Origin of the sequence: Asanoa hainanensis (assembly GCF_900188485.1) — a bacterium.
Lineage (GTDB): Bacteria > Actinomycetota > Actinomycetes > Mycobacteriales > Micromonosporaceae > Asanoa > Asanoa hainanensis.
The window spans coordinates 126,240-151,674 of the sequence record NZ_FZPH01000011.1; the positions used below are offsets into that span (position 1 = coordinate 126,240).

General features: G+C 71.2%; 20 protein-coding genes. 4 read left to right on the forward strand and 16 right to left on the reverse strand.

All coding sequences use genetic code 11. The features are described from left to right. Nucleotides 1-10: 10 nt before the first annotated feature. The 11 genes from CHC05_RS25245 to CHC05_RS25295 all read right to left on the reverse strand — a co-directional run bounded on the left by CHC05_RS25245 (nucleotide 11) and on the right by CHC05_RS25295 (nucleotide 16,637). Nucleotides 11-913 carry a potassium-transporting ATPase subunit C gene (locus tag CHC05_RS25245; RefSeq protein ID WP_089253046.1) on the reverse strand — a complete coding sequence of 301 codons (903 nt, stop codon included), beginning with the start codon at nucleotides 911-913 and terminating at the stop codon, nucleotides 11-13. Next, nucleotides 913-3,045 (reverse strand): potassium-transporting ATPase subunit KdpB, encoded by a 2,133-nt coding sequence (gene kdpB / locus CHC05_RS25250; protein ID WP_089253047.1) that lies wholly within the window; start codon nucleotides 3,043-3,045, stop codon nucleotides 913-915. Before kdpB ends, CHC05_RS25245 begins: the two co-directional genes overlap by 1 nt. A gap of 27 nt (nucleotides 3,046-3,072) precedes the next feature. After that, a complete protein-coding gene (gene kdpA, locus CHC05_RS25255) occupies nucleotides 3,073-4,728 on the reverse strand; it encodes a potassium-transporting ATPase subunit KdpA (RefSeq protein WP_089253048.1) in 1,656 nt (551 codons plus the stop codon). Further along, nucleotides 4,728-4,817 (reverse strand): K(+)-transporting ATPase subunit F, encoded by a 90-nt coding sequence (gene kdpF, locus CHC05_RS25260; RefSeq protein WP_144022757.1) that lies wholly within the window; start codon nucleotides 4,815-4,817, stop codon nucleotides 4,728-4,730. The genes kdpA and kdpF overlap by 1 nt, the downstream gene beginning before the upstream one ends. 373 nt (nucleotides 4,818-5,190) lie before the next feature. Next, on the reverse strand, nucleotides 5,191-6,936 hold the full coding sequence (gene treZ, locus CHC05_RS25265; RefSeq protein WP_089253050.1) for a malto-oligosyltrehalose trehalohydrolase: 1,746 nt from the start codon (nucleotides 6,934-6,936) through the stop codon (nucleotides 5,191-5,193). Next, on the reverse strand, nucleotides 6,933-9,251 hold the full coding sequence (gene treY, locus CHC05_RS25270; RefSeq protein WP_089253051.1) for a malto-oligosyltrehalose synthase: 2,319 nt from the start codon (nucleotides 9,249-9,251) through the stop codon (nucleotides 6,933-6,935). Before treY ends, treZ begins: the two co-directional genes overlap by 4 nt. A gap of 10 nt (nucleotides 9,252-9,261) precedes the next feature. Next, the gene (gene glgX, locus CHC05_RS25275) at nucleotides 9,262-11,379 is read right to left on the reverse strand and encodes a glycogen debranching protein GlgX (RefSeq protein WP_089253052.1); all 2,118 of its coding nucleotides are present in this window, start codon (nucleotides 11,377-11,379) and stop codon (nucleotides 9,262-9,264) included. A 142-nt stretch (nucleotides 11,380-11,521) separates the two neighbouring features. Beyond that, a complete protein-coding gene (locus CHC05_RS25280; RefSeq protein ID WP_089253053.1) occupies nucleotides 11,522-12,805 on the reverse strand; it encodes a citrate synthase in 1,284 nt (427 codons plus the stop codon). A gap of 149 nt (nucleotides 12,806-12,954) precedes the next feature. After that, nucleotides 12,955-15,006: a sulfatase-like hydrolase/transferase gene (locus tag CHC05_RS25285; RefSeq protein WP_089253054.1), complete on the reverse strand. Its 2,052-nt coding sequence runs from the start codon at nucleotides 15,004-15,006 to the stop codon at nucleotides 12,955-12,957. Beyond that, nucleotides 14,999-16,423: a methyltransferase gene (locus CHC05_RS25290; RefSeq protein ID WP_089253055.1), complete on the reverse strand. Its 1,425-nt coding sequence runs from the start codon at nucleotides 16,421-16,423 to the stop codon at nucleotides 14,999-15,001. Before CHC05_RS25290 ends, CHC05_RS25285 begins: the two co-directional genes overlap by 8 nt. 7 nt (nucleotides 16,424-16,430) lie before the next feature. Next, on the reverse strand, nucleotides 16,431-16,637 hold the full coding sequence (locus CHC05_RS25295; protein ID WP_089253056.1) for a hypothetical protein: 207 nt from the start codon (nucleotides 16,635-16,637) through the stop codon (nucleotides 16,431-16,433). Between the two features lie 284 nt (nucleotides 16,638-16,921). Here CHC05_RS25295 and CHC05_RS25300 point away from each other — a divergent pair, with 284 nt between their 5' ends. Then, nucleotides 16,922-17,317, forward strand: coding sequence for a VOC family protein (locus CHC05_RS25300; RefSeq protein ID WP_089253057.1), 396 nt, complete (start codon nucleotides 16,922-16,924; stop codon nucleotides 17,315-17,317). A 109-nt stretch (nucleotides 17,318-17,426) separates the two neighbouring features. Here the strand turns inward: CHC05_RS25300 and CHC05_RS25305 are convergent, their stop codons facing one another. The 5 genes from CHC05_RS25305 to CHC05_RS25320 form a co-directional block, all read right to left on the reverse strand. Next, nucleotides 17,427-18,113 carry a helix-turn-helix transcriptional regulator gene (locus tag CHC05_RS25305; protein WP_089253058.1) on the reverse strand — a complete coding sequence of 229 codons (687 nt, stop codon included), beginning with the start codon at nucleotides 18,111-18,113 and terminating at the stop codon, nucleotides 17,427-17,429. A gap of 30 nt (nucleotides 18,114-18,143) precedes the next feature. Continuing rightward, on the reverse strand, nucleotides 18,144-18,320 hold the full coding sequence (locus CHC05_RS41635) for a glycine zipper domain-containing protein (RefSeq protein ID WP_179266356.1): 177 nt from the start codon (nucleotides 18,318-18,320) through the stop codon (nucleotides 18,144-18,146). A 67-nt stretch (nucleotides 18,321-18,387) separates the two neighbouring features. Continuing rightward, a complete protein-coding gene (locus CHC05_RS43125; protein ID WP_089253059.1) occupies nucleotides 18,388-20,142 on the reverse strand; it encodes a sensor histidine kinase in 1,755 nt (584 codons plus the stop codon). 55 nt (nucleotides 20,143-20,197) lie between these two features. Then, entirely contained in the window at nucleotides 20,198-20,938 is a 741-nt protein-coding gene (locus CHC05_RS25315) for a response regulator transcription factor (protein WP_425426845.1), read from the reverse strand. A 94-nt stretch (nucleotides 20,939-21,032) separates the two neighbouring features. Next, entirely contained in the window at nucleotides 21,033-21,632 is a 600-nt protein-coding gene (locus CHC05_RS25320) for a TetR/AcrR family transcriptional regulator (RefSeq protein ID WP_089253061.1), read from the reverse strand. 42 nt (nucleotides 21,633-21,674) lie between these two features. On the opposite strand from CHC05_RS25320, the gene CHC05_RS25325 reads away from it, so the two are divergent. From CHC05_RS25325 to CHC05_RS25335, 3 genes are all read left to right on the forward strand, one after another. Beyond that, complete coding sequence (locus tag CHC05_RS25325) at nucleotides 21,675-23,147, forward strand: flavin-containing monooxygenase (protein WP_089253062.1); 1,473 nt, start codon at nucleotides 21,675-21,677, stop codon at nucleotides 23,145-23,147. A gap of 367 nt (nucleotides 23,148-23,514) precedes the next feature. Continuing rightward, on the forward strand, nucleotides 23,515-24,378 hold the full coding sequence (locus tag CHC05_RS25330) for an SDR family oxidoreductase (protein WP_089253063.1): 864 nt from the start codon (nucleotides 23,515-23,517) through the stop codon (nucleotides 24,376-24,378). Then, on the forward strand, nucleotides 24,375-25,175 hold the full coding sequence (locus CHC05_RS25335; protein WP_089253064.1) for an alpha/beta fold hydrolase: 801 nt from the start codon (nucleotides 24,375-24,377) through the stop codon (nucleotides 25,173-25,175). Before CHC05_RS25330 ends, CHC05_RS25335 begins: the two co-directional genes overlap by 4 nt. The last annotated feature ends 260 nt before the right edge of the window (nucleotides 25,176-25,435 follow it).

Genomic DNA, 25,435 nt, shown 5'->3' on the forward strand with positions numbered 1-25,435 from the left:
CCCGCCCCCGTCAGCGAGCCGAGAGCTCGCGGTCGAGCGCCAGGTTGAGCTGGAGCACGTTCACCGCCGGCTCGCCCATGAAGCCCAGGGCCCGGCCCGTGGTGTTCTCGTCGACCAGCTTGCGCACCGCCGCCGGGTCCACGCCGCGCTCGCGCGCGACCCGGGCCACCTGGAGCCGCGCGTAGTCCTCGCTGATCTGCGGGTCGAGCCCGGAGCCGCTCGCGGTCACCGCGTCCGCCGGGACCCCGGGCTTGGCCGGCGCGTCGCCGCGGATCGGGACGAGCACGCCGCCCGAGTAGTCCTCGCCGGGCTTGCCCGCCTCGACCGTGACGCCCTGGTAGGTGCTGATGAACGGCGTCGCCGGTGCGGCCTGGTTGACGCTGACGGCCCGGGTGACGGTGCCGGTCAGGCCCTGCGAGTAGTAGACCCGCAGGACCGCGCCGACGCCGTCGGGCGTGCAGAACGGCCGGGCGCCGGAGACGCCCTCGCGCTCGCCGACCTCGACGCTGCGCGCGCAGACCTGGGTGAGCAGGCTCTGCGAGCCCTCGTCCGGGTTGCCCTCGTCGTCCACCGCGCCGGGAACCGGCAGGGTGTCCTCGATGCTCTCCGGGCCGAGGTTCGACGCGGCCGTCGAGGTCGGGTCGTAGCCGTCACCGGCGGCGGACGGCCGCGACTGGAAGTACTTCAGGACCGCGTTGCCGTCGGAGTCGGTGAACGACTGCCCGATCAGCGAGCTGCCGACGTCCTTGCCGTCCGCACCCTGCACGATCGAGCCGTTCGCCCTGTCGCGCAGGCCGGGGATCTGGGCGACGCCGAACATCACGAACGGGTAGGCGAGGCCCAGGATGACGGTGAACACCAGGACGGCGCGCAACGCCGCCAGATGCTGTGAGATCCAGGAAGGAAGGCGCATCAGAAGATCCCTTGGATGATCAGGTCGATGATCTTGATGCCCACGAACGGGACGACGATCCCGCCGAGGCCGTAGATCCAGAGGTTCCGGGTCAGCAGCTTGGATGCGCTGCTGGGCCGGTAGCGCACGCCGCGCAGGGCCAGCGGGATCAACGCGATGATGACCAGCGCGTTGAAGATGACCGCCGACAGGATCGCCGACTCCGGACTGCTCAGCTTCATGACGTTGAGCGCGTCCAGGCTCGGGTAGATCCCCCAGAACATGGCCGGGATGATCGCGAAGTACTTCGCGATGTCGTTGGCGATCGAGAAGGTGGTCAGCGCGCCCCGGGTGATCAGCAACTGCTTGCCGATCTCGACGATCTCGATCAGCTTCGTCGGGTCCGAGTCGAGGTCGACCATGTTGCCGGCCTCTTTCGCGGCCGACGTGCCGGTGTTCATCGCGACGCCGACGTCGGCCTGCGCGAGCGCGGGCGCGTCGTTGGTGCCGTCACCGGTCATGGCGACCAGGCGGCCGCCCTCCTGCTCCTTCTTGATCAGCGCCATCTTGTCTTCGGGCTTGGCCTCGGCGAGGAAGTCGTCGACGCCGGCCTCGTCCGCGATGGCCTTCGCGGTGCGCGGGTTGTCACCCGTGATCATGACGGTACGGATGCCCATGCGGCGCATCTCGTCGAACCGCTCCCGCATGCCGGCCTTGACGACGTCCTTGAGGTGGACGACGCCGAGGGCGCGGGCCGGCTGGCCCTCGACGTGCTCGGCCACGACCAGCGGGGTGCCGCCGGAGCCGGAGATCGCGTCGACGGTGTCGCCGACCTGCTCGGTCGGGTGGCCGCCGTTGTCGCGTACCCACTTCATCACCGCGGAGGCGGCGCCCTTGCGGATCCGCCGGTCGGTGAGGTCCACACCGGACATCCGGGTCTCGGCGCTGAACGGCACGAACGTGGCGTTCGGCATCACGCCTTCCTCGCGCGCCCGCAGCCCGTAGTCCTGCTTGGCCAGCACCACGATCGAGCGGCCCTCGGGCGTCTCGTCGGCGAGGCTGGACAGCTGGGCCGCGTCCGCCAGGGTCTCCGGGGTGACGCCCTCGACGGGCAGGAACTCCGACGCCTGCCGGTTGCCGAGGGTGATCGTGCCGGTCTTGTCGAGCAGCAGGGTGTTGACGTCGCCGGCGGCCTCGACGGCGCGGCCCGACATGGCCAGTACGTTGCGCTGGACGAGGCGGTCCATGCCGGCGATGCCGGTCGCGGAGAGCAGCGCGCCGATGGTCGTCGGGATCAGGCAGACCAGCAGCGAGACCAGCACGATGCCGGAGATGCCGTCCGCGTTGAGTGACAACGTGTCGGGCGCCGCGCCCTGGAACGCCTTGGCGAAGATCGCCATCGGCTGGAGCGTGACCGTCGCGAACAGGAAGATGATGGTCAGCGCGGCCAGCAGGATGTTGAGCGCGATCTCGTTTGGGGTCTTCTGGCGGGAGGCGCCCTCGACCAGGGCGATCATCCGGTCGATGAAGCTCTCGCCGGGCTTCTGGGTGATCTTGACGACGATCCGGTCGCTGAGGACGCGGGTGCCGCCGGTGACCGCGCTGCGGTCGCCGCCCGACTCCCGGATGACCGGGGCCGACTCGCCGGTGATCGCCGACTCGTCGACGCTGGCGATGCCCTCGACGACGTCCCCGTCGCCGGGGATGGTCTGGCCGGCCTCGACGTACACGATGTCGCCCAACCGCAGTGCCGACGCCGCGACGGACTCCTCGCGGTAGCGGGTGCGGTCCTGACCCGGCGTCCACTCGACCAGCCGCAGCGCGATGGTGTCGCGCTTGGCGGCCCGCAGCGAGGCCGCCTGGGCCTTGCCGCGACCCTCGGCCACGGCCTCCGCGAGGTTCGCGAAGACCACGGTGAGCCAGAGCCAGACGGTGATCAGCCAGGCGAACAGCGACGGGTCGCCGATGGCCAGCACGGTGGTGAACACCGCGCCGATCTCGACGATGAACATGACGGGGTTGCGCCACAGGGTGCGCGGGTTGAGCTTCAGAAGCGCGTCAGGCAACGACTTCCAGAGCTGTTTGGGGTCGAGCAGGCCGCCGCCGATCCGGCGCGGCGCGGTCGCGCCGCCCGGCGTGCTAAGAACAGTCATCTCCGTGTTTCCTTTGTGGACGGCGACTCAGAGGCCTTCGGCCAGCGGGCCGAGGGCGAGGGCGGGCAGGAAGGTCAGCGCGACCACGATCACCGTGACGCCGACGAGCATCGACACGAACAGCGGTCGGTGCGTCGGCAGCGTGCCCTTGGACTCGGGCACCGGTTGCTGACTGGCCAGCGAGCCGGCCAGGCCGAGCACCATGATGATCGGCAGGAACCGCCCGAACAGCATCGCGAAGCCGAGCGCGCTGTCCCACCAGCCGGTGTTGACGGTGATGCCCGCGAACGCGGAACCGTTGTTGTTGGCCGCCGAGGTGAACGCGTAGAGCACCTCGGAGAAGCCGTGTGGTCCGACGTTCAGCATCGTGGTGTGGTTGCTCGTCGCCATGGCCGCGGCCACCCCGGTCAACACCAGCAACGGTGTGATCAGGATGTACAGCGACGCGAACTTGACCTCCCGCGCGCCGATCTTCTTGCCCAGGTACTCGGGCGTCCGACCGACCATCAGGCCGGCGATGAAGACCGTGATCACGGCGAGCACGAGCATGCCGTAGAGACCCGCGCCGACACCGCCGGGCGCCACCTCACCGAGCATCATGTTGAACATCGGCATCATGCCGCCGAGCGCGGTGTACGAGTCGTGGAACGAGTTGACCGCACCGGTCGACGTCAGCGTGGTTATCGCGCCGAACGTCGCCGAGTTGGAGACGCCGAACCGCATGTCCTTGCCCTCGAGCGCGGCACCGACCGCGTGCGGCACCGTGCCGGCGCCACCGATCTCGAACACGTTGGTCAGGGCGATGCTGGCGATCGCCAGGATGCCCATGACCGCGAGGATCGCGTACCCCTGGCGGTTCTGACCGACCATCCGGCCGAACACCCGCGGCATCGCCACCGGGATCAGCAGGATGAGGAACAGCTCGAACCAGTTGGTCCAGCTCGTCGGGTTCTCGAACGGGTGCGAGCTGTTGGCGTTCATGAAGCCGCCACCGTTGGTGCCGAGCTCCTTGATCGCCTCCTGGCTGGCCACCGGGCCCCCGGTGAGGGACTGCGTCCCGCCGGTCAGCGTCGTGACGTCGTGGCCGCCCGAGAAGTTCTGCACCACGCCGCCGACGATCAGCACGATCGCGCCGACGACGGCGACGGGCAGCAGGATGCGCAGCGTGATGCGGGTCAGGTCGACCCAGAAGTTGCCGAGCTCGTTGGTCCGGCGCCGGGCGAAGCCGCGGACGAAGGCCACGGCCACCGCGATGCCCACGCTGGCGGAGACGAAGTTCTGCACCGCCAGGCCGGCCATCTGCGACAGGTGGGTCATGGTCGACTCACCCGAGTACGCCTGCCAGTTCGTGTTGGTCACGAAGGAGACGGCGGTATTCCAGGCGACGTGGTTGGTGACGCCCGGGAAGTCCGGGTTCGGCCAGAGCACGCTCTGGAGGCGGAGCAGCCCGTAGAGGAACAGCAGCGAGATCGCGGAGAAGGCGAGCAGGCTGCCCGCGTACGCCTTCCAGCTCTGCTCGCCCTCGGGGTTGACCCGGAGCACTTTGTAGATGCCCCGCTCGGCCACCGAGTGCCGTCTGCCGACGACCACGCGGTACATGTAGTCGCCGAAGTACCTGTAGGCGACCGCCAGGACGGCGACCAGCGAGACGACGAACACCACGCCCGCGGCAGTCATGCTCATCAGAAACGCTCCGGGAACAGCAGGGCGGCGAACAGGAAGACCGCCAGCGCGGCCGAAACGATCAGGCCGATGAGGTTGACGGCGCTCACAGCTTCGACACCCCCCGCACGACCAGTCCGAGGATGGCGAAGCACGCCACCGTCACGAGTACCAGCAGCACGTCAATCACGTGCGTAACTCCTATTCATCGAATCGAGGGCAGCCTGGACGTCGGGCAGGTGCCAGAAGGATGAAATCCGCTCCGATTCGACCGGGGAACTGGTACAGACGCGTTCGATACGCGGCCTGACGCTTTCTTGACGCCCTCGCTACGCAGGCGTGACCGCGGTCACGATCCGGGCCGTACGGGTTCCGTCAAGGCGCTTGGCGGGGCAGGCATCGCCGCGCTCACACAGGTCAGGCTCGCCCTCGCGCGCGTCCGGCGCTGGCCGACGCGGCCGGCGGACCAGACGGTGCTGTAGCTCAGGCCAGCGAGACGACGACCGCGGACACGGCCGGGAGTTGGACACCGTCGCGCATGACCGTGGCGCCCGACTCTGTGGACAGCAGGACCGAGCGGATGAAGCCCGGCAGGGTGATGCGTTGGGGCTTGCTCGCCAGGTTCGCGGCCACCGCTACCCCGCCCCGGTGCATGACCAGCCACTGGTCGCCGTGGGTGACCTCGATCTTGTCCAAGCGCGGGTCCGACAGGTCCGGGTGGGATTTCCGCAGCGCGATCAGGCGCGTGTAGAAGGCCAGGATCTCCGCGTGTTCCGGCTTGTCGAGCTCGGCCCAGTCCAACCGCGAGCGCAGGTACGTGGCCGGGTCCTGCGGGTCCGGCACGTCGCCCTCGGGCCAGCCGTGCGCGCCGAACTCGCGGCGGCGGCCCGTCGCGACCGCGGCGGCCAGTTCCGGCTCCGGGTGGCTCGTGAAGAACTGCCACGGCGTGCTGGCGCCCCACTCCTCGCCCATGAACAGCATCGGCGTGAAGGGCGCCGTGAAGAGCAGGACCGCGCCCACGCGGAGCAGGCCCGGCGACAGGGTCGCGGTCAGGCGGTCGCCCAGGGCGCGGTTGCCGATCTGGTCATGGTTCTGCAGGTACGCCACGAAGCGGTAACCGGGGACTCGTGTCCGGTCGACCGGGCGGCCGTGCACCCGCTGACGGAACGACGACCAGGTGCCGGCGTGGAAGAAGGCGCCGGTCAGCACGTCGGCCAAGGTCTGGAGCGAGCCGAAGTCGGCGTAGTAGCCCTGCCGCTCCCCCGTCAGCAGGGTGTGCAGGGCGTGGTGCGCGTCGTCGTCCCACTGCGCCGTCAGGCCGTAGCCGCCACCCTCCCGCGGGGTGATCAGGCGAGGGTCGTTGAGGTCCGACTCGGCGATCAGCGACAGCGGACGGCCGACGTGGGCCGACAGCGCGTCGACCGCGACCGCGAGCTCCTCGAGCAGGTGCACGGCACCCCGGTCGACCAGGGCGTGCACGGCGTCCAGGCGCAGCCCGTCGACGTGGTAGTCGCGGAGCCAGCCCACGACGCTGTCGACGATGTAGGACCTGACCTCGCCGGACAGCGGGCCGTCGAGGTTGACGGAGGCGCCCCAGCTGTTGCCGGGGCCCTCGGACAGGTAGGGGCCGAACATCGGCGCGTAAGCCCCCGAAGGGCCGAAATGGTTGTAGACGACGTCGAGGACCACCCCCAGGCCGCGCTCGTGGCAGGCGTCGACGAAGCGCTTCAGACCGTCGGGGCCGCCGTACGACTCGTGCGGCGCGAACCAGCAGACCCCGTCGTACCCCCAGTTGTGCTCGCCGTTGAACGCGTTGACCGGCAGCAGCTCGACCAGGTCGACACCGAGGTCGACGAGGTGATCGAGCCGGGTGATGGCCGAGTCGAACGTGCCGTCCGGGGTGAACGTCCCGATGTGCAGCTCGTAGAGCACGCTCCCGGGGAGCTGGCGGCCCTTCCAGGAGGAGTCGGACCAGGCGAAGGCGGACTGGTCGTAGACCCGGCTCGGGCCGTGCACCCCGGACGGTTGCCACGCCGAACGCGGATCCGGCAGCGCGAGATCGTCGTCGTCGCCGAGCAGGAACGCGTAGTCGGTGCCGGGCGCGGCGGACGGCACGTCGAGCGTCCACCAGCCCGCCCGCGCGGCGTCATGGGACATCGGGAGGTCCGAGCCCGCCACGCGCAGGCGCACCCGCGACACGTCCGGAGCCCACACGGAGAACACAGTCACGGCGCCACCACGGGTTCGGCGGGGGTCAACAAGGCCACCGGATAGCGGTCGAGCAGGCTCGACACCGGCACCCGTCGCCCACTGTAGACCCGGCCGGTGAACGAATCCGTAAAACGCCGCGAAGACGCAGAGTCATCAGGAACGGAAGAATTGCCCGGAAGGGTCAGATACGTCTCACCCCAGCCGCCCCGCAGCGACAGCCCGACCGGCAGCCGGGTGGCGACCGCGATCGCCCCGCCCCGGTCGAAGGCCACCACGTGGTCGGCGGCCGGGCCGAACGCCGACACCTGCCGGTAGCCGGCGAACAGGTCGGGCCGGTCCCGGCGCAGCCGCAGCGTCCGGGACACCACTAGCAGCTTGGCCGCGCCGGTCTCGTCGACCGGTGGCTCCCACCCGCCGTCGAGGCGGGCCAGCAGCGCCGACCGCGCGGCGAAGTCGACCGGGCGCCGGTTGTCCGGGTCGACCAGCGAGTAGTCCCAGAGCTCGGTGCCCTGGTAGACGTCCGGCACGCCCGGCATGGCGAGCTGCACGAGCTTCTGCCCGAGCGAGTTGGACCACCCGGCCGGCGTGAGCTCGGCGGCGAAGGTCGACACCGACGCGGTCAGCGCCGGGTCGTCGAAGATCTGGTCCACCACCGCGTGCAGGGCGCGCTCGAACACCGGTGACGGGGAGACCCAGGACGTGGACACCGACGCCTCCCGGGCCGCCTTCTCCACGTACGCGTGCAGCCGTTCCCGGGTCAACGGCCAGGCACCCACCACGGTCTGCCAGAGCAGGTGGGCGAACGACGGGTCGGGCAGCGGCGCCGCCGCCAGCCATTCCCGCAGGACCCCGGTCCACCGGTCCGGCACCTCGGCCAGCACGGCCAGCCTGGCCCGCACGTCTTCGGAGCGCTTGGTGTCGTGGGTCGACAGCGCGGTCATCCCGAGCGGCCAGGTGCGCTGGCGCCGCGCGGCGGCCGCGTGGAACTCGCCCACCCCGACCCCGAACCGCTCCGGTGCGCCACCGACCTCGTTGAGGGCGACGAACCGGGTCCAGCGGTAGTACGCGGTGTCCTCCACCCCCTTGGCCATCACGGCCCCGGTGAGCTGCGAGAACCGCTGCCCCAGCTCGTCGGCCGGGTCGCGCAGCCGGGCGGTCAGCGCGTCCAAGGTCGGGACCAGGTCGGGGCGCCGCCGGCCGGCTTCCGAGCGGGCCCGGGCGAGATGACGGAGGCCATCCGCACCGTACGAGCGGTAGACCGGGAAGTTGGCCGCCAGCTCGGCGAGCCCGGCCGCGGCGTCCGGCAGCCCCGGCGCGAGCGTCGCCAGCCGGTGCAGCTCCGCCGGGAACATCCGGTGCGCCGCCTCGAGCTTGCAGGCGTGGGTCAGCTCCGGCCAGGACACCACGACCCCGGTCAGCGCGGCGTCGAGCACGCTGAACGCCGGCTCCCCCGCCGGGTCGACGAAGACGCCGCCGGCTTCGCGCAACGCGTCGTACCCCGTGGTCCCGTCGACCGGCCAGGCGGGCAGGTCCTCGCCGTACTCCAGGATCTTCTCGATCACCAGCCACACGCCCGGCGCGGCGTCGCGCAGCCGCGCCAGGTAGCCGACCGGGTCGCGCAGCCCGTCGGGGTGGTCGACGCGGATCCCGTCGACGTCGCCGGCCGCGACCCAGCGCAGCACCTCGGCGTGCGTCGCGTCGAACACCGCCGGGTCCTCGACCCGCAGCCCGGCCAGGCTGCTGACCGCGAAGAACCGCCGGTAGTTGAGCTCGCTGTCGCCGCGCTGCCAGCCGACCAGCTCGTAGTGCTGGCGGGCGTGCACCTCGCGCGGCGTGCCCGCACCGGTGCCGGGGGCGATCGGGTAGCGGTGCTCGTAGTAGTGCAGCTCGCCGTCACGCACGTGGAGGGGGTCGAGATCGCCGTCGTGGCCCAGCACCGGGACCAGGATCCGGTCCCGGGACCAGTCGATGTCGAACCAGTCCGCGTACGCCGAGGAACGCCCGTTGCGCAGCACGTCCCACCAGGCCGGGTTGGCCTGCGGGACGGCGATGCCAGCGTGGTTGGGCACGATGTCGACGACGAAGCCGAGCTTGGCGGCCCGCAGGGCGGTCACCAGCCGCTGCCGGCCGGGCTCGCCCCCGAGCTGGGGGTTGGCCGCCCGGTGGTCGACCACGTCGTAGTTGTGCGCCGAGCCCGGCGCGGCGGTCAGCAGCGGGGCGCTGTAGAGGTGGCTGGCGCCGAGGTCGGACAGGTAGCCGGCGAGGGCGGCCGTGTCGTCGAAGGTGAAGTCGGGGCGGATCTGGACGCGGTACGTGCCGGTCGGCGTCGCCATCGCGCCGGCCTCAGACCGTGCGGTCGAGCACGACGAGAGATCGGTCGGGTACCACGATCGACGCGCCGGCCTCCACCACCTGCTGCCCCTCTCCCGGATATTCCGCCGTGCTGATCACGGCCTCCCATTTCTGGCCGTACTCGTGGCCGGGCGCGGTGAACCGCAGGCCCGCGTCGTGCGCGTTGAAGCAGAGCAGGAACGAGTCGTCGACGTGCCGCTGCCCGTACTGGCCGCGCTCGCGGATGCCCTCGCCGTTGACGAAGAGCATCACCGCGCGGCCGAAGTGGTTGCCCCAGTCCTCGCGGGTCATCTCGCGGCCCTCCGGGGTGAACCAGGCGAGGTCGGGCAACGGGGCGCCGGCGCTGTGGGTCTGCACCGGCAGGCCGCTGAAGAACCGGCGCCTGCGGAACACCCGGTGCCGGGCCCGGAACGCGGTCAGCTTGCGGACGAACCCCAGCAGGTGCTCGTCGACGTGCTCCCAGTCGACCCAGCTCAGGTCGTTGTCCTGGCAGTACGCGTTGTTGTTGCCGCGCTGCGTGCGGCCGAGCTCGTCACCGTGGCCGATCATCGGCACGCCCTGCGAGAGCAGCAGGGTGGCGAGGAAGTTGCGGCGCTGCCGGGCGCGCAGCGCGAGCACGCCCGGGTCCTCGCTCGGGCCCTCCACACCGCAGTTCCAGGACCGGTTGTGGCCCTCGCCGTCGCGGTTGTCCTCGCCGTTCGCCGCGTTGTGCTTGTCGTTGTAGGACACCAGGTCGTTGAGGGTGAACCCGTCGTGGCAGGTGACGAAGTTGATGCTGTGGAACGGGCGGCGGCCGTCGTCCTGGTAGAGGTCGGCCGAGCCGCTGATCCGGGACGCGAACTCGGCGAGCGTGGCCGGCTCGCCGCGCCAGAAGTCGCGTACCGTGTCGCGGTATTTGCCGTTCCACTCCGTCCACACCGGAGGGAAGTTGCCGACCTGGTAGCCGCCGGGCCCGATGTCCCACGGCTCGGCGATCAGCTTGACCTGGCTGACCACCGGGTCCTGCTGCACGACCTCGAAGAACGTGGACAGCCGGTCGACCTCGTAGAACTCCCGGGCCAGGGTCGCGGCCAGGTCGAACCGGAAGCCGTCGACGTGCATCTCCTCGACCCAGTACCGCAGCGAATCCATGATCAGCTGCAGCGAGTGCGGGCTGCGCATGTTGAGGCTGTTGCCGGTGCCCGTGTAGTCGACGTAGTAGCGCCGGTCCTGTTCGGACAGCCGGTAGTAGCTGGGGTTGTCGATGCCCTTGAAGCCCAGCGTCGGACCCAGGTGGTTGCCCTCGGCGGTGTGGTTGTAGACGACGTCGAGGATCACCTCGATGCCGGCCGCGTGCAGGGTCTTCACCATGCCGCGGAACTCCTGCACCTGCTGGCCGAGGCGGCCCATCGCCGAGTAGCCGTGGTAGGGCGCGAAGAAGCCGATCGTGTTGTAGCCCCAGTAGTTGCGCATGCCCAGGTCGGCCAGCCGGTTGTCGTGCACGAACTGGTGCACCGGCATGAGCTCGATCGCGGTCACGCCCATCTTCTTGAGATGGTCGATGATCGCCGGATGACCGATGCCCGCGTACGTGCCGCGCAGCTCGTCCGGGACGCCCGGGTGCCGCTTCGTCAGGCCCTTCACGTGGGCCTCGTAGATCACGGACTCGTGGTACGGAATGCGCGGTGACCGGTCGTTGCCCCAGTCGAAGTAGGGGTTGACGACAACGCCCTTCGGCACGAACGGGGCCGAGTCGGTGGTCGACATCCGGTTGGGGTCATGGAAGTCGTAGTCGTAGACCGCCGGGTCCCAGCGGACGTCGTCGTCGATCGCCTTCGCGTACGGGTCGAGCAGCAGCTTGTTGGGGTTGCAGCGCAAGCCGGCGCCGGGGTCGAACCGGCCGTGCACCCGGTAGCCGTAGCGCTGGCCGGGCTCCACACCGGGCAGGTAGGCGTGCCAGACGTAGGCGTCGACCTCCTGCATGGTGACCCGGCGTTCGTTGCCGAGCCCCCACTCGTCGAACAGGCACAGCTCGACGCCCTCCGCGACCTCCGAGAAGATCGCGAAGTTCGTGCCGGTGCCGTCGTACGTGGCCCCGAGGGGATATCGCTGGCCAGGCCAGACCTGCATGGGGCGCGTGCCTCCTGTCGGCGGTGGTACGAGCGGCACCGGCCGGGTCTCGACCGGTGCCGCTAACTTCCCCCACCGACGGTAGCGTCAATCCGCCGGCGCGCCGTGACGACAAACACGCGCTTTTTGCCGGAATTTGCCGTTAGCGCTGGTCGATCCCCACGTAGTCACGCTGCGCGGCGCCCGTGTAGAGCTGGCGCGGGCGGCCGATCTTGGTGGCCGGGTCGGCGATCATCTCGCGCCACTGGGCGATCCACCCGGGCAGCCGGCCCAGGGCGAACAGCACGGTGAACATCTTCGTCGGGAAGCCCATCGCCTTGTAGATCAGGCCGGTGTAGAAGTCGACGTTCGGGTAGAGCTTGCGCGACACGAAGAAGTCGTCGGCGAGCGCGATCTCTTCGAGCTGCATGGCCAGGTCGAGCAGCGGGTCGGCCTTCGACATGCGGGACAGCACGTCCTGGGCGGACTTCTTGACGATCGCCGCGCGCGGGTCGTAGTTCTTGTAGACGCGGTGCCCGAAGCCCATGAGCTTCACACCGGCCTCGCGGTTCTTGACCTTGTTGACGAACGCCTTGACGTCGCCGCCGTCGGCCTGGATCTGGTGGAGCATCTCCAGCACGGCCTGGTTGGCACCGCCGTGCAGCGGGCCCATCAGCGCGTTCACGCCGGCCGCCACGGAGACGAACATGTTGGCGTTGGCCGAGCCGACCAGCCGCACAGTCGAGGTGGAGCAGTTCTGCTCGTGGTCGGCGTGCAGGATGAACAGCATGTCGAGGGCCTTGGCCATCACCGGGTCGACCTCGTACTGGGTCGCCGGGACGCCGAAGGTCATCCGCAGGAAGTCCTCGACGTAGCCGAGGGAGTTGTCCGGGTAGAGCAGCGGCTGACCGATCGACTTCTTGTACGCGTACGACGCGATGGTCGGCACCTTGGCCAGCATCCGAATGGTGCTGATCTCGACCTGGTCGCGGTCGAACGGGTCGAGGCTGTCCTGGTAGAAGGTCGACAGCGCGCTGACCGCGGAGGACAGCACCGGCATCGGGTGCGCGTCACGCGGGAAGCCGTCGAAGAAGCCGCGGAAGTCCTCGTGCAGCAGGGTGTGGCGGCGAATCTTGTCGGTGAACTCGGCCAGCTCGTCGGCGGTCGGCAGCTCGCCGTAGATCAACAGGTAGGTGACCTCGAGGAACGAGGAGTGCTCGGCAAGCTGCTCGATCGGGTACCCGCGGTAGCGGAGGATCCCCTCGTCGCCGTCGATGTAGGTGATCTCAGACTGGGTCGCGGCGGTGTTGACGAAACCCGGGTCATAGGTGACGAATCCGGTCTCCTTCAGCAGCGCGCCGACGTCGAGGCCCGCTGGGCCTTCCACGGCCGGGCGTACGGCCATGGAAAGCTGTCCGGCCGGGTGGTCTAGCTTGACATCGGTCATCTGGTCCTCGCTTTTGACGGGTGGGGGGATGTCACGTCGTTGTTACGCCTCAGTACAACGGTAATCGTTCGACATGATCCGCCGGAATCGCGCCCTGGTCCCCAACGGCGAGGGATATGCCACACCTGGGGCCCGTCAGGGCCCTGTGGTCAGGCGTTGGGCAGCCGGCGGAGCTCGTCGCCGGCTATCTCGTAGAGCTCGACGGTGTTGGCACCGGGCTTGAAGAGGCCCTCGTCGGACACCAGCGCCGCGAACCGTCTTCCCTGCTTGTCGGCCCAGGTCGCCTGGGTCGTGACGCCGATCCGGCCGTTGACGGCGATCGCCAGTGGCGTGCCGTCACGGATCGTGGACGGCAGGTGACCGTAGACGAGCGCGGGGAGCCGCCCGGTGTCGGGAGCGACGTCGGCGTACGCGGAGGCATTGTCGATTTTGACCCGCGGACCGCCTTTTTCGCTGACCCGGAGCGTGCTTATCTGCTTACCGATCAGGTCGGGTCTGATCACCGGGGCCATGTGTGGACCGGCCTGGCCGCTGATTATTTTGGGAAAAGTGGTGGTATCGGGGATGTTGACCGGTTTTCCGGGTAGGTCGCTGTAGACGTGGTCGTGCGTGGTGCGCGGCGAGGCCGAGGCCGGGCGGCCGTCCACCTCCCACGGCACCGCGACGCCGGCCAGGTCGGCGACCGTCGGCAGCAGGTCGACGTGCTGCCAGTTGCGGTCGTCGACGGCGCCCTGCTGCTGCGCCGGCGTCTTGACGAACAGCGGCACCCAGAGCACCTCCTCCGGCGAGGCCTGCACCGGGCCCATCCCCCGGCCCTGGTGGTTCATGGTGAACGACACACCGTGGTCGGCGGTGACGACCAGCGCGGCCTTGTCCCACAGGCCGGTCTGCTTCATCCGGTCGATCATCTTGCCGACCAGCAGGTCCGTGTAGCCGACCTGGGCCAGGTGCCGGTCCCGGGCGGTCTCCACCCAGCCGGGCCCGTCCAGCGGGAAGTCCTCGGGCGCCTCGTAGCGCGTGCCGGACGGCAGGTAGTTCCACGGCGTGTGCGGCATCAGCAGGTGCAGGAAGTGCAGCTTCGGCCGCGCGGTCGGGACCAGGCCGTCGAGGAACGTGGTGAACCGGGACGGCTGGTTGTCGTCGAGGGTGTCCCAGCGGAACTTCGGGTCGTCGGGCGCCACGCCGGAACGGGCCTCGGCGAGGGTGTTCTCCCGGTAGCTCGCCTCGGGGTCGCTGGCCGGCTCGTCCCGCGGCGAGGCGATCTGCCGGAGCAGGCCGGCCACCTCGCGCAGCAGCGCCGGCAGGCCGCCCTCGCGTCGCACGCCGTCGCCGCACTCGCTGGGTGGGCACAGCTCGGTGATGGTCTCCTGCACGTCCGTGTCGTACGTGCCGCCGAGCAGCGTGAACAGGTTGTCGGGGTAGGCGGCGTAGTGCGGTGCGACGGCCTTGCTCGGGTGGCGGCCGGTCAACATCGCGGGCATCGCGTACGGGGTCCAGCCGCTGACGCCGGTCGCGTTGCGGTACCAGGTGGTGCTGTTGGCCAGCTCGGCGATGTTGGGGTACTTGTTTTGGTCGATTTTGCCGTTTTTGTCGAGGATTGATACCAGGGGGAACTCGTCCAGCATCAGCATGACCACCGGAGGGTGGCTGGCCTTGGTCTGCGTGACGTCGGCGCGGGCCTTGAGGGCGGCCGAGGGCAGCACGACCGCCGAGGTCGGCGACGCGAAGGCGAACAGGGCCACGAAGACCAGCGGGCCGAGCGCCGCGATCCGCATGAGCTGGCCCGGGACGCGCCAGCGCCAATAGGCGTGCGCGATGCCGGCACCGACGGCGATCCCGATGGCGGCCAGCGGCCAGCCGCGCATCGGGAACAGCTGCTTGCCGAACTGGACCGCGATGGCGGCGACCAGCACGCCGACCGTCGTGGCGTGGGTGATCTTCCTGGTCCGTTGGCCGACCAGGCCGGTGAGCGCGCCGACCGTCCAGAGCGCCAGGGTCGGCACGAGCGTGACGATGGCGACGAGCAGCAGGATCTCGCCCCGGCCGGCCCCGTAGAAGAGGAAGAAGTCGGGGCTCTGGCCGGTGACGTCGAGCAGGGGCTGGGTGATCGCGAGCCCGCAGAGGGCCAGGATCTCGAGCAGCGGGGCTGTCTCGCTCCTGGCCCAGATCTTGATCTTGTTTGTACGGGCTTGCTCAGGCACGACGGACGCCGGCGATCAGGGTGCGGGTGCCGCCCGGGAGGGTTTCCCGTTTTGCGATGTCGAAGCGCTCGCCGAGCTGCCTGACGAAGGTCTCGACGTGGTAGTCCGGGAACAGGCCGTCGGGCTTGTTGGCCAGCAGGCGTTGGGCCATCGGGTCCTCGGCGTGCACGAACTCGACGACGACGGTGTGTCCCATGCCGGCCAGCCAGTCGACGATTGCCGGCAGCGGCACGTTGCGGCCGATGGCCAGGTGGTGCACGAGGGCGAGGGCCAGCGTGACGTCCGCCTTGGCGGCGCGTTGGGCGAAGGACGCCCGCTCGTGGCTCGCCCAGCCGCCGCCCGGCGACGGGTCGGCGAGGTCCATGACGATCGGCAGGATCCGCCTCTCGCCCTCGGCCCGGAGCTGGCGGTAGAGGGTGTCGACGACCGCGGGATCGGCCTCGACGGCGACGACGTAGCCGGTCTTGGCCCTGGCCGCGGCCTGGCGGCTGAACACACCGTCGTTGGCGCCGAGGTCGAGGACGAGGTCTGTCTTGTCTGTTGCGTCCAGGGCGGCGTCGACGAACCGTTGCTTGGCGGCCCGGTCGTCGTCGGAGTAGCTGCAGGTCTCCCGGTAGTCGCCCCAGTGCGTGGCCGGCGGCGCCCAGTCGAGCTTGGTGACCAGCTTGGCCATCGCCTTCGCCGCCGCGAGCACGAGCTCGCTGTTGAAGCCGGCGTCGCGAAGCTGCTCGCGTACGGCGCCGGTGCTCCGGTCGGCGTTGCGGGACTGGATGCTGTCGTGCAGGTGGACGTGCTTGAGCACGCCGGCCGCGAGCCGCTTGGTGCCACCGAGCAGCCGGCGCATCTGGGCGGGCTCAACGCCGTCGATCTGCGACCGCAGCAGCGCCCGCGGGTCGAGGTCGAGGTGCGCCTGGAGCATCAGCGGGTACAGCAGCGTCTGGCAGAACTGCCGGTAGCCGGCCCACGGCTCACCGGGCTTCGCGGGCTCGAACGAGCCGACGTCGATGAACTCGGGTCGGGAACCGCGCCACTGCAGGTTGTACGCGGAGCCGTCCTTCATCGTGAAGCCGGCCCGGAGCGCCTGCTGGAGCAGGTCGAGGTGGAGCCGGGCGGCGTCCTGCCGCATCGTGTGCGACCACTCGTAGTGATAGGTCACGAACGGCAGCGGCTCGTGGCGCAGGGTGGCGCTCCACGTGCCGGGCTCGCCCGGCAGCTCCCGATCGATCTCCTCGGTGGCGGTCACCGTGCCGTCGGCCTGGGCGCGGGCGAAGAACTCGCTGTCGCGCAGGGCCTTCCAGTCCTGGGCGGCCTGCGCCCCCAGCCCGCGCAACACCTCGCCGTCGGCGTGGAAGACGCGGGTCTGGGGGTCGCGGAAAGAACCCGGCTCCGCGACGGGCCGGGTGTGTTCTGGTGTCACCGAGCGCTCAGTCCTTGTCGGCCGTCGCCGCCGCCGGCGTGGCGGTCTCCACTGGTGCTGCCGTCGCCTCGGCCGGCGTCTTACGTCGGAACACGCTGGTCACCCGCCGCCAGTACAACTTCGCGGCCACCACCACACCGGCCGTGCCGGCAACCAGCGCCTGCACGATCAGGCTGCCGGATCCCGCGTCCAGATAGGCCAGATGCGATTCCATCCCGCCCTCTCCTCCCTCGTTCGCCACCCGCGCTCACGCGACCGCCCCCGCGGTCGGTGCAAGCAATCGGTGTTAACTGCCCCGTCCTCCCCGACACCGCGTCATCGCGCTGACACCACCCGTTTCCCACCCTGACGGTTGAATGTCATGTGCCGTGCCCCGACCCTACGCTTGAGATCGGATCCGCGCAGCGTCCGCAGCGTACCGTTCGACATGTTTTGTCCGACATGCACGGGTCCGATTCGTTCAAGACTTGACTTCCGCCCGCCGCCTACGGTGATCTCATGACTGTTCGCATCGACCTTTTCGGGCTGGTCGTGGCCGATATGGCCCGATCGCTCGCGTTCTACCGCGCGCTGGGCCTGTCGATCCCGGCCGACGCCGACAACGCGCCGCACGCCGAGGTGACGCTGCCCGGAGGCCTGCGGCTGGCCTTCGACACGGTGGAGACGATCCGCTCGTTCCACCCGGGCTGGCAGCCACCGACGGGCTCGGCCCGGATGGCCCTGGCCTTCGCCTGCGACTCCCCGGCCGAGGTCGACGAGGTCTACACCCGAATGACCAAGGACGGCCACGCGGGAGAACTAGAACCCTTCGACGCGTTCTGGGGCCAGCGCTACGCCACCCTGTCGGACCCAGACGGCAACGCGGTCGACCTGTTCGCGGCCCTACCGTCGTAGGGCCCGGCCCGGCCCGGCCCAGCTCGGCTCGGCCCGCCCAACGGCCGCCTGCCGCGCAGCTCGGGGGCCACTTGGCTCGGCTGCCGCGCGGCTCGCCTGCCGCAGCGAGCTAGCCGCGTAGCTCGCTGAGGGGGACGCCGGCGAGGGCGCGCACGTCGCGCGACAGGTGCGGTTGGTCGGCGTAGCCGGACTCGGCCGCCGCGCGCGCCGCCGGCATGCCTAGTCGCACCAGGGTCAGCGCGCGCCGCATGCGCAGGATGCGGGCCAGGGTCTTCGGCCCGTAGCCGAACAGGTGGCGGCTGGCGCGGTGCAGGTGGCGCTCGGTCAGGCCGAGGCTGGCAGCGGTGCTGGCCACGGACTCGCCTGCGGCCAGGGCGCTGGTGATCTGTCGGCCCCGAGGGTCGGGGCCGCCGGCTTTCGTCAGTCGGGCCGCAGCGACCCGATCGAGCACCTCGCCGTCGCCCTCGGCCATGCCCTCGGTCAGCTCGGCGACCGCCGTGGCCGGCCATAGGGCGCCGAGCGGCACGCGCTGGTCGGTGAGCTCGGTGGCCGGGACGCCGAACACCGCCGGGCCGGTGCCGGGCGGGAAGCGTAGGCCGACCACGTGGTCGCCGGCGGTCAGGTCGGCCAGGGCGGCGGTGGTGTCGGGGCCGGCGATCGTCAGGCCGGTGCGGCTGGACCAGATCAGGTCGGTGCAGCCGTCGGGCAGGATGCGGGCCTGCCGGGTCGTCGTGACCGCGCGCCGCCAGATGACCCCGCCGGTGCGGGGTGCGCGGGACTCGTGCGGGCTGCTCATGGACGGAAGCATCGCATCGGGGTACGACAGTTATTCGTCCTTCTCTTCGGCCCCGTTGCCGGCCGTCAGCGCGATCCCGATCGCCAGCCCGATGCCGACGCCGGCGCCGATGCCGATCGCCATGTTGTCGAAGACGAACAGTCCGAACACGACCCCGATCACCAGACCGAGGGCGATTCCCGATCCCATGGTTCGACTCCGGGTCATGGTGGCTCCCTTCGATCCCGTGTACGCGCGTACCCGCTTGGCGTGTTTGACAAACCGGACTTTGCTGCTATTCGTCCGTTTTATCGGACTGATCGAACAGCGGCAGCCGTACGGTGAAGGCCGTTCGCCCCGGCTCGCTGGCGACGGTGACCTCGCCGCGGTGGGCGCCGACGACGGCGGAGACGATCGCCAGGCCCAGGCCGGTGCTCCCGGCGGCCCGCGACCGCGACGAGTCACCCCGGGCGAACCGGTCGAAGATCTCGCCCTGCAGCTCGCCGGGGATGCCCGGACCGTCGTCGGTGACGGTCAGGATCGCCACGCCGTCGCGCGCTTCGAGGCCGGCCACGACCGTGGTGCCCGGCGGGGTGTGGGTCCGGGCGTTGGCCAGGAGGTTCGCCAGCACCTGGTGCAGCCGCAGGTCGTCGCCGGCGACCACGATCGCCTCGGTCGGCAGCTCGATGCGCCAGTGGTGGCCCGGGCCGGCGACGTGCGCGTCACCGACGGCGTCGATCATCATCGCGGTCAGGTCGACGGCGCCGTCGGCGAGCGGGCGGCCGGCGTCGAGGCGGGCCAGCAGCAGGAGGTCCTCGACCAGGGAGGTCATCCGGGCGCTCTCCGACTCGACCCGGCGGATCGCGTGCGCGACGTCGGCCGGCACCGGGCCCGGGTTGCGGCGGGTCAGCTCGGCATAGCCACGGATCGCGGCCAGCGGGGTGCGCAGCTCGTGGCTGGCGTCGGCGACGAACTGGCGTACCCGCGTCTCGCTGGCCTGCCGCGCGGCGAGCGCGTCGCTGACGTGGGTGAGCAGCCGGTTGAGCGCGGCGCCGACCCGGCCGACCTCGGTGGTCGGGTCGGTGTCCTCGTCGGGTACGCGCATCGGCAGCGCGACCTCGCCCTGGTGCAGCGGCAGGGCGGTCACCTCGGCGGCCGTGGCGGCGACCCGTTCGAGCGGGCGCAGCTCGCGGCGGACGATCAACGCCCCCGCGCCCCCGGCCAGCAGCAACGCGCCGAGCGCGAGGGCCGACTCGACGATGAGCAGGTCGCGGATCGTGTCGTTGGTCGGGTCCAGCGGGAGTCCGATCACGACGGTGTAGCCGTCGTCCGTCCGGGCAGCCAGCCGGTACGAGCCCAGCGTGGCCAGGTCGCGTGTGTGCGCGGCGCCGTCGGCGGGGACGCTGGCCAGGGCGGCGTGTGCCGCTGCGGGCACCTCGAGGATGTCGGTGGTCGAGTCCGGGTCGCGGCGGCCGGTCAGGGTGACGGTGCCGTTGTCGACCAGGGCCGCGACGGTGTCCGGGGCCTGGCCGTTGATGGCCGGACCGACGTCGGTCCAGACACTCGGCGGTGGCGGCGGAGGTGGACCACCGCGCGGCGGCGGGGGCGGCCGGTTTCCGCCGCTCTGCGTGCCGCTGCCACTCTGGCTGCCGTCACCACCCTGGGTCCCGTCGCCGCTTTGACTCCCGTCGCCGCCTTGACTCCCGTTGCCGCTGGCCTGAGCGCCATCGCTGGGCTGAGCCGCGTTGCTGGGCTGAGCGCCGCTGGTCGGCTGGGGTCCGTCGGTCGGCGAAGCCCCGTTGCTGGGCTGCGCGCCGTTGTCCGATTGAGTGCCGTCGGGCTGGCCGTCGCGGGGCTGGCCGCCGTCGGGTGGTGCGTCGCGGGGGCGCTCGCCCGCTGGCGGCAGGCCCGCCCGGGACTGGCTCGCGGCGAGCTGCCGGTCGACCTGCCCGACCAGCGACCGGTGGAGCGCGACCGTGGTGATCGCGCCGGTGGCGAGCAGGACGATCGCGAGCAGCGCGACGACCGTGAGCAGCAGTCGGGCGCGCATGGTGCGCCGTCGCCTACGAGGCGCCGGAGGCGCTGGGGAGAGCGCCTCCGGCGGCTCAGTCGGCGGGCTTGAGGACATACCCCGCGCCACGCAGCGTGTGGATCATTGGTGCGTTTCCGGCGTCGATCTTCTTCCGGAGGTACGAGATGTAGAGCTCCACGACATTTGCCTGCCCGCCGAAGTCGTAGTTCCACACCCGGTCGAGGATCTGCGCCTTGCTGAGCACCCGCCGCGGGTTGCGCATCAGAAACCTGAGCAGCTCGAACTCCGTCGCGGTCAGTGCGATCAGGGTACCGGCTCGGCGTACCTCGTGCGAGTCCTCGTCGAGGGTCAGGTCACCGACCGTGATCACGGCCTCCTCGCGGGCGCTGACGCCGACCCCCGCGCGGCGCATCAACGCCCGCAGCCGGGCCACCACCTCTTCGAGGCTGAACGGCTTGGTCACGTAGTCGTCGCCGCCGGCGGTCAGCCCCGCGACCCGGTCCTCGACGGCGTCGCGTGCGGTGAGGAACAGGACGGGCACGTTGGGCGCGCTGACCCGCAGCCGCCGCATGACCTCGAGGCCGTCGAAGTCGGGCAGCATCACGTCGAGCACGACCACGTCGGGTTCGAACTGGCGGGCCTCCTGCACGGCGTCGGCGCCACTGCCGGCGGCCCGCACCTCCCAGCCCTCGTAGCGCAGGGCGAGCTGCAGCAGGTCGGTCAGCGTCGGCTCGTCGTCGACGACCAGCACTCTGATCGGCGCGCCGTCGAGCCGCCGGAAGTCCGCTATCCGCCCATCACCGATCGTGACCATGCTCCTCATCGTGCCGGCGCTCCCTGTGCGCCGTTTAGCCGTTTCCTGTGCCCCACCTGTGAGCCGACTGTCGCGTTGCTGTCCCACGGCTGTCCTATGCGGACGGCCGCTCGGGCACGACGGCGGCGAAGAGCGCGACCACCGGCTCCCGCAGACCGGAGAAGTCGGCGCCGGGGTCACCCGACGCGCCGACGACGTCGAGCATGAGCTCGTTGATGCCCCCGCACAGCGCGAGCGCCATCGTCGGACTGAGCGCGTCGACCCGCGGGTTGGTGGCCCGGGCCCGCTCGACGACGTCGACCAGGGTCTGCGCGAACTCACGCTGGATGCGCTGCCGCATGCGGTACGCCCGTACGCCGGCGGCCTGCATCTCGACCACGATCGCCCGGTTGACCATCGCGTCCAGGGTGGCGAGGTAGGCATCGGTCAGGGCGCGGATCTGGTCGGGCCAGGGCTGGTCCGGGTCGCCCGTCGCTCTCAGCACCGCCATGATCCGGGCGCAGGCGGCGTCGTACAACGCCATCAGGCACGCTTCCTTGTCGGTGAAGTGCTCGTAGAAGGTGCGTTTCGAGACGCGCGCGCTCGCCACGATGTCCGCGATGGTGGTGGCGGCGTAGCCTTTCTCGGCAACGACGTTGGCGAGGGCGAGCTCCAGGCTCGCGCGGACGGCGGCCGCGGTGCGCGGGGCGGTCATGGGTGTCGCCTCCGGATGGCTGCTTGTGGAGGTGAGCCGATCATGGGCAGCGACGCCGCGCCGGCAGAACCCCGACACAGTCGGATCGCCGTCATCGGCGCGGGTTTCGGTGGCATCGCGGCCGGCCTGCGGCTGCGCCGGGCCGGGCACGAGGACTTTCTCGTCTTCGACCGGGGTACGGAGGTCGGCGGCACCTGGCGCGACAACACGTACCCGGGCTGCGCCTGCGACGTTCCGTCCCACATGTATTCATTGTCGTTCATGCCGAACCCGGGATGGACCCGGAGCTTCTCCGGCCAGGCGGAGATCTGGGAGTACCTGCGGCGGTGCGCGCAGGACCTGCGCCCGCGGCTGCGGCTGGGCCACGAGGTGCGGGGTGCCGCCTGGGAGTCGGGGCGGTGGGTTATCGAGACATCGCAAGGTACGTACACCGCTGATTTTCTCGTCGCCGCCGGCGGACCGCTGTCCGCGCCGGTGGTGCCGGACCTGCCCGGTCTGGGCTCGTTCGCCGGCCCGGCGTTCCATTCCGCCCGGTGGGACCACGATCTCGACCTTGGCAGCCGGCGGGTGGCGGTGATCGGGACCGGGGCTTCGGCGGTGCAGTTCGTACCCAGGATCGCGCCGTCGGTCTCGAGCTTGACCTTGTTCCAGCGGACGGCGCCGTGGGTCGTGCCGCGCCGGGACCGGTCGTTCTCGGCCCGCGAGCTACGTGCCTTCGCCCGGGTCCCGGCGCTGCGGCGGCTGGCCCGGGCGGGCGTCTACTGGGGACGCGAGCTGGCGGCGCTGGGTTTCCTGCACCCGCCGGTCATGCGACTCGCCGAACGGACGGCGCGCCGCCATCTCGCGGCGTCGATCGCGGACCCCGAGCTGCGGCGGGCGCTGACCCCGGCGTACCGGATGGGCTGCAAGCGGGTCCTGCTCTCCGACGACTTCTATCCGGCGCTGACCCGGCCGAACGTAGCGTTGGTGACGTCGCCGATCGCTTCCGTCACGCCGACGGGGCTGGCCACCGCGGACGGTGCGCTTCACCCCGCCGACACGATCATCTTCGGCACCGGTTTCCAGGTGACCGATCCGCCGCTGGCCTCGCTGATTCGCGGCGCCGACGGGCGCACGCTGGCGGAGACCTGGGACGGCAGCATGCGGGCGTACCTGGGCTCGGGCGTCAGCGGCTTCCCGAACCTGTTCCTGCTGCTCGGCCCGAACACGGGGCTCGGCCACACGTCGGTGGTATTCATGATCGAATGCCAGCTGGACCACCTGCTGCGTCTGCTGGGCCACATCGACGCGGCCGGCGGCGGGGCGTGGGAGCCGACGCCGGCGGCGCAGGCCGGCTACGTCGCCTCCGTCGACCGCCGGATGGCCGGCACGGTGTGGCACTCGGGCGGCTGCCACAGCTGGTACCAGGACCGCAACGGCCGCGTCTCCGCCCTCTGGCCCGGCCACACCTGGTCGTACTGGCTGCGCACCCGCCGCTTCGTCCCGACCGCGTACCGCCGCGTGGCCCTGCCCTGACCGGGCCCCGCCTGGTCGAACTGACCGCGCACCCGCCGCTATACCCCGACCGCGTACCGCCGCATGGCCCCACCCTGACCGGGCTCCGCCTGGTCGAACTGACCGCGCACCCGCCGCTTCACCCCGACCGCGCACCGCCGCGTGGCCCCACCCTGACCCGGCCCCCGCCCGGTCGAACTGACCGCGCACCCACCGCCTCACCCCGACCGCGCACCGCCGCGTGGCCCCACCCTGACCCGGGCCCCGCCTGGTCGAACTGACCGCGCACCCGCCGCCTCACCCCGACCGCGTACCGCCGCGTGGCCCTGCCCTGACCGGGCCCCGCCATGGCAGGCTTTTCGCACTTGACCATCACGGAGGTGATCGCGTGAAGGACACCGTCCTGTTCATCACGGGTGCCGCGCGCGGCATCGGCGCGCAGACGGCCCGGCTCGCCGTCGCCCGCGGTGCCCGGGTCGCCCTGGTCGGTCTCGAGCCCGACCGCCTGGCCGACCTGGCCGCCTCGCTGGGTGACGCCGCGCGCTGGTTCGAGGCCGACGTCACCGACCAGGCCGCCCTCGACGCTGCGGTCCAAGGCACGGTCGACGCGTTCGGCGGCATCGACACCGTCGTCGCGAACGCCGGCATCGCCAACCGCGGCACGATCGCGGTCGGTGACCTGGAGGCGCTGGTCCGCACCATCGAGGTGAACCTCGTCGGCACCGTCCGCACGGTCGGCGCCACGGTGGCGGCGGTGTCCGCCCGCCGCGGGTACTACCTCCTCGTCTCGTCAGCCGCCGCCTTCGCGGCGCTGCCCGGCATGTCCGGCTACTGCGCGGCGAAGTCCGGCGTCGAACATTTCGGCAACGCGATCCGCCTCGAACTCGCCCACCGCGGCGTTGAGGTCGGCACCGCCCACATGAGCTGGGTCGACACGGACATGGTCCGCGACGTCAAGGACGACCTGCCCACCTTCCGCGCCGCCCTCGATCGCCTCCCCGGCCCGTTCGGCCGGAGCGTGCCGGTGGAGAAGTGCGCCGCCGCGTTCGTGGACGCGGTGGACCGCCGCCGGCGCCGGGTCTATGTTCCTCGTTCGATCGCCATCGCCTCCGCCTTCCGCACTGTCGCCAACGGAGCCTTCGGTGGCTGGGTCAGCCGGCGCGCCGCCGCCACGTCCGTACCCGAGCTCGAAGCCCAACTCGCCGCCCTCGGCCGGGGCTACGGCCGCAACACCGCGCCCCAGTCCCGATGACCGACCTCGTCCACGAACGCCACGGTGCCGGCCCGCCGCTGGTGCTGCTGCACGGCATCGGCCACCACTGGCGCGCCTGGGAGCCGGTGCTCGACCGGCTGGCCGAACACCACGACGTGATCGCGGTCGACCTGCCCGGCTTCGGCCACTCGCCCGTGTCCGCCGCGGGTCCCGCCGGAATGCCCACCCTCGTAGCCGCCCTGACCTCGTTCCTCACCTCCCTCGGTTTCGGCCCTTCCCTCGGCGACCCGCGCCCGCACGTGGCCGGCAACAGCCTGGGCGGGGCTCTCGCGTTGGAGCTCGCCGCCGTCGGCCGGGTCGCCTCGGCCACGGCCCTGTCACCCGCGGGCTTCGCCAGCGCCGGCCAGCTCCGCTACGCGGTCTCGGTGCTCACCGCCCTCCGGGTCGTCTCTCACCTCCCTACTCCCGTCGTACGCACCGTGCTCCGCTCCCCTCGCCTCCGCGCCGCCGCGTTCAGCATGCTGCTGTCCCGACCTGGCCGGATCAGCCTCGAACGCGCCATGGCCGACACCGCCGCGCTGCGGGACGGCCCGGCCTTCCGGGCAATCGCCCGGGCCAGCCGCGGCTATGCCTTCACCGGTCAGCCGACCGTGCCCGTGACGGTCGCCTGGGGCACCCGGGACTTGATCCTGCGGCCCAGCCAAGCCGTGGTCGCCCGCCGCGGCCTGCCACACGCCCGGCACGTCGATCTCGTGGGCTGCGGACACGTACCCATGAGCGACGACCCAGACCTGGTCGCCGACCTCATCCTCACCACCACAGGCGCCAAGCCCTGAGAAGGGCCGCGACTCCCCTGGTGTCCCGGCCGCAACACCCACGACTGCGGCCGGACCGCGGCCGTCACCCGCCACCGCCGCCCACGGCCCGACCGGCCCGCTGCCGTCGCCCGCCACCGCCGCCCATGGCCCGACCGGCCCGCGGCCGCCGCCCGCCACTACCCACGGCCCGACCGGCCCGCGGCCACCGCCGCTGCCCACGCCCGACCGGCCGGTGCCGCCGCAGCTGCCCACGGCACGGTCGGCCGGTGGCCGCCGCC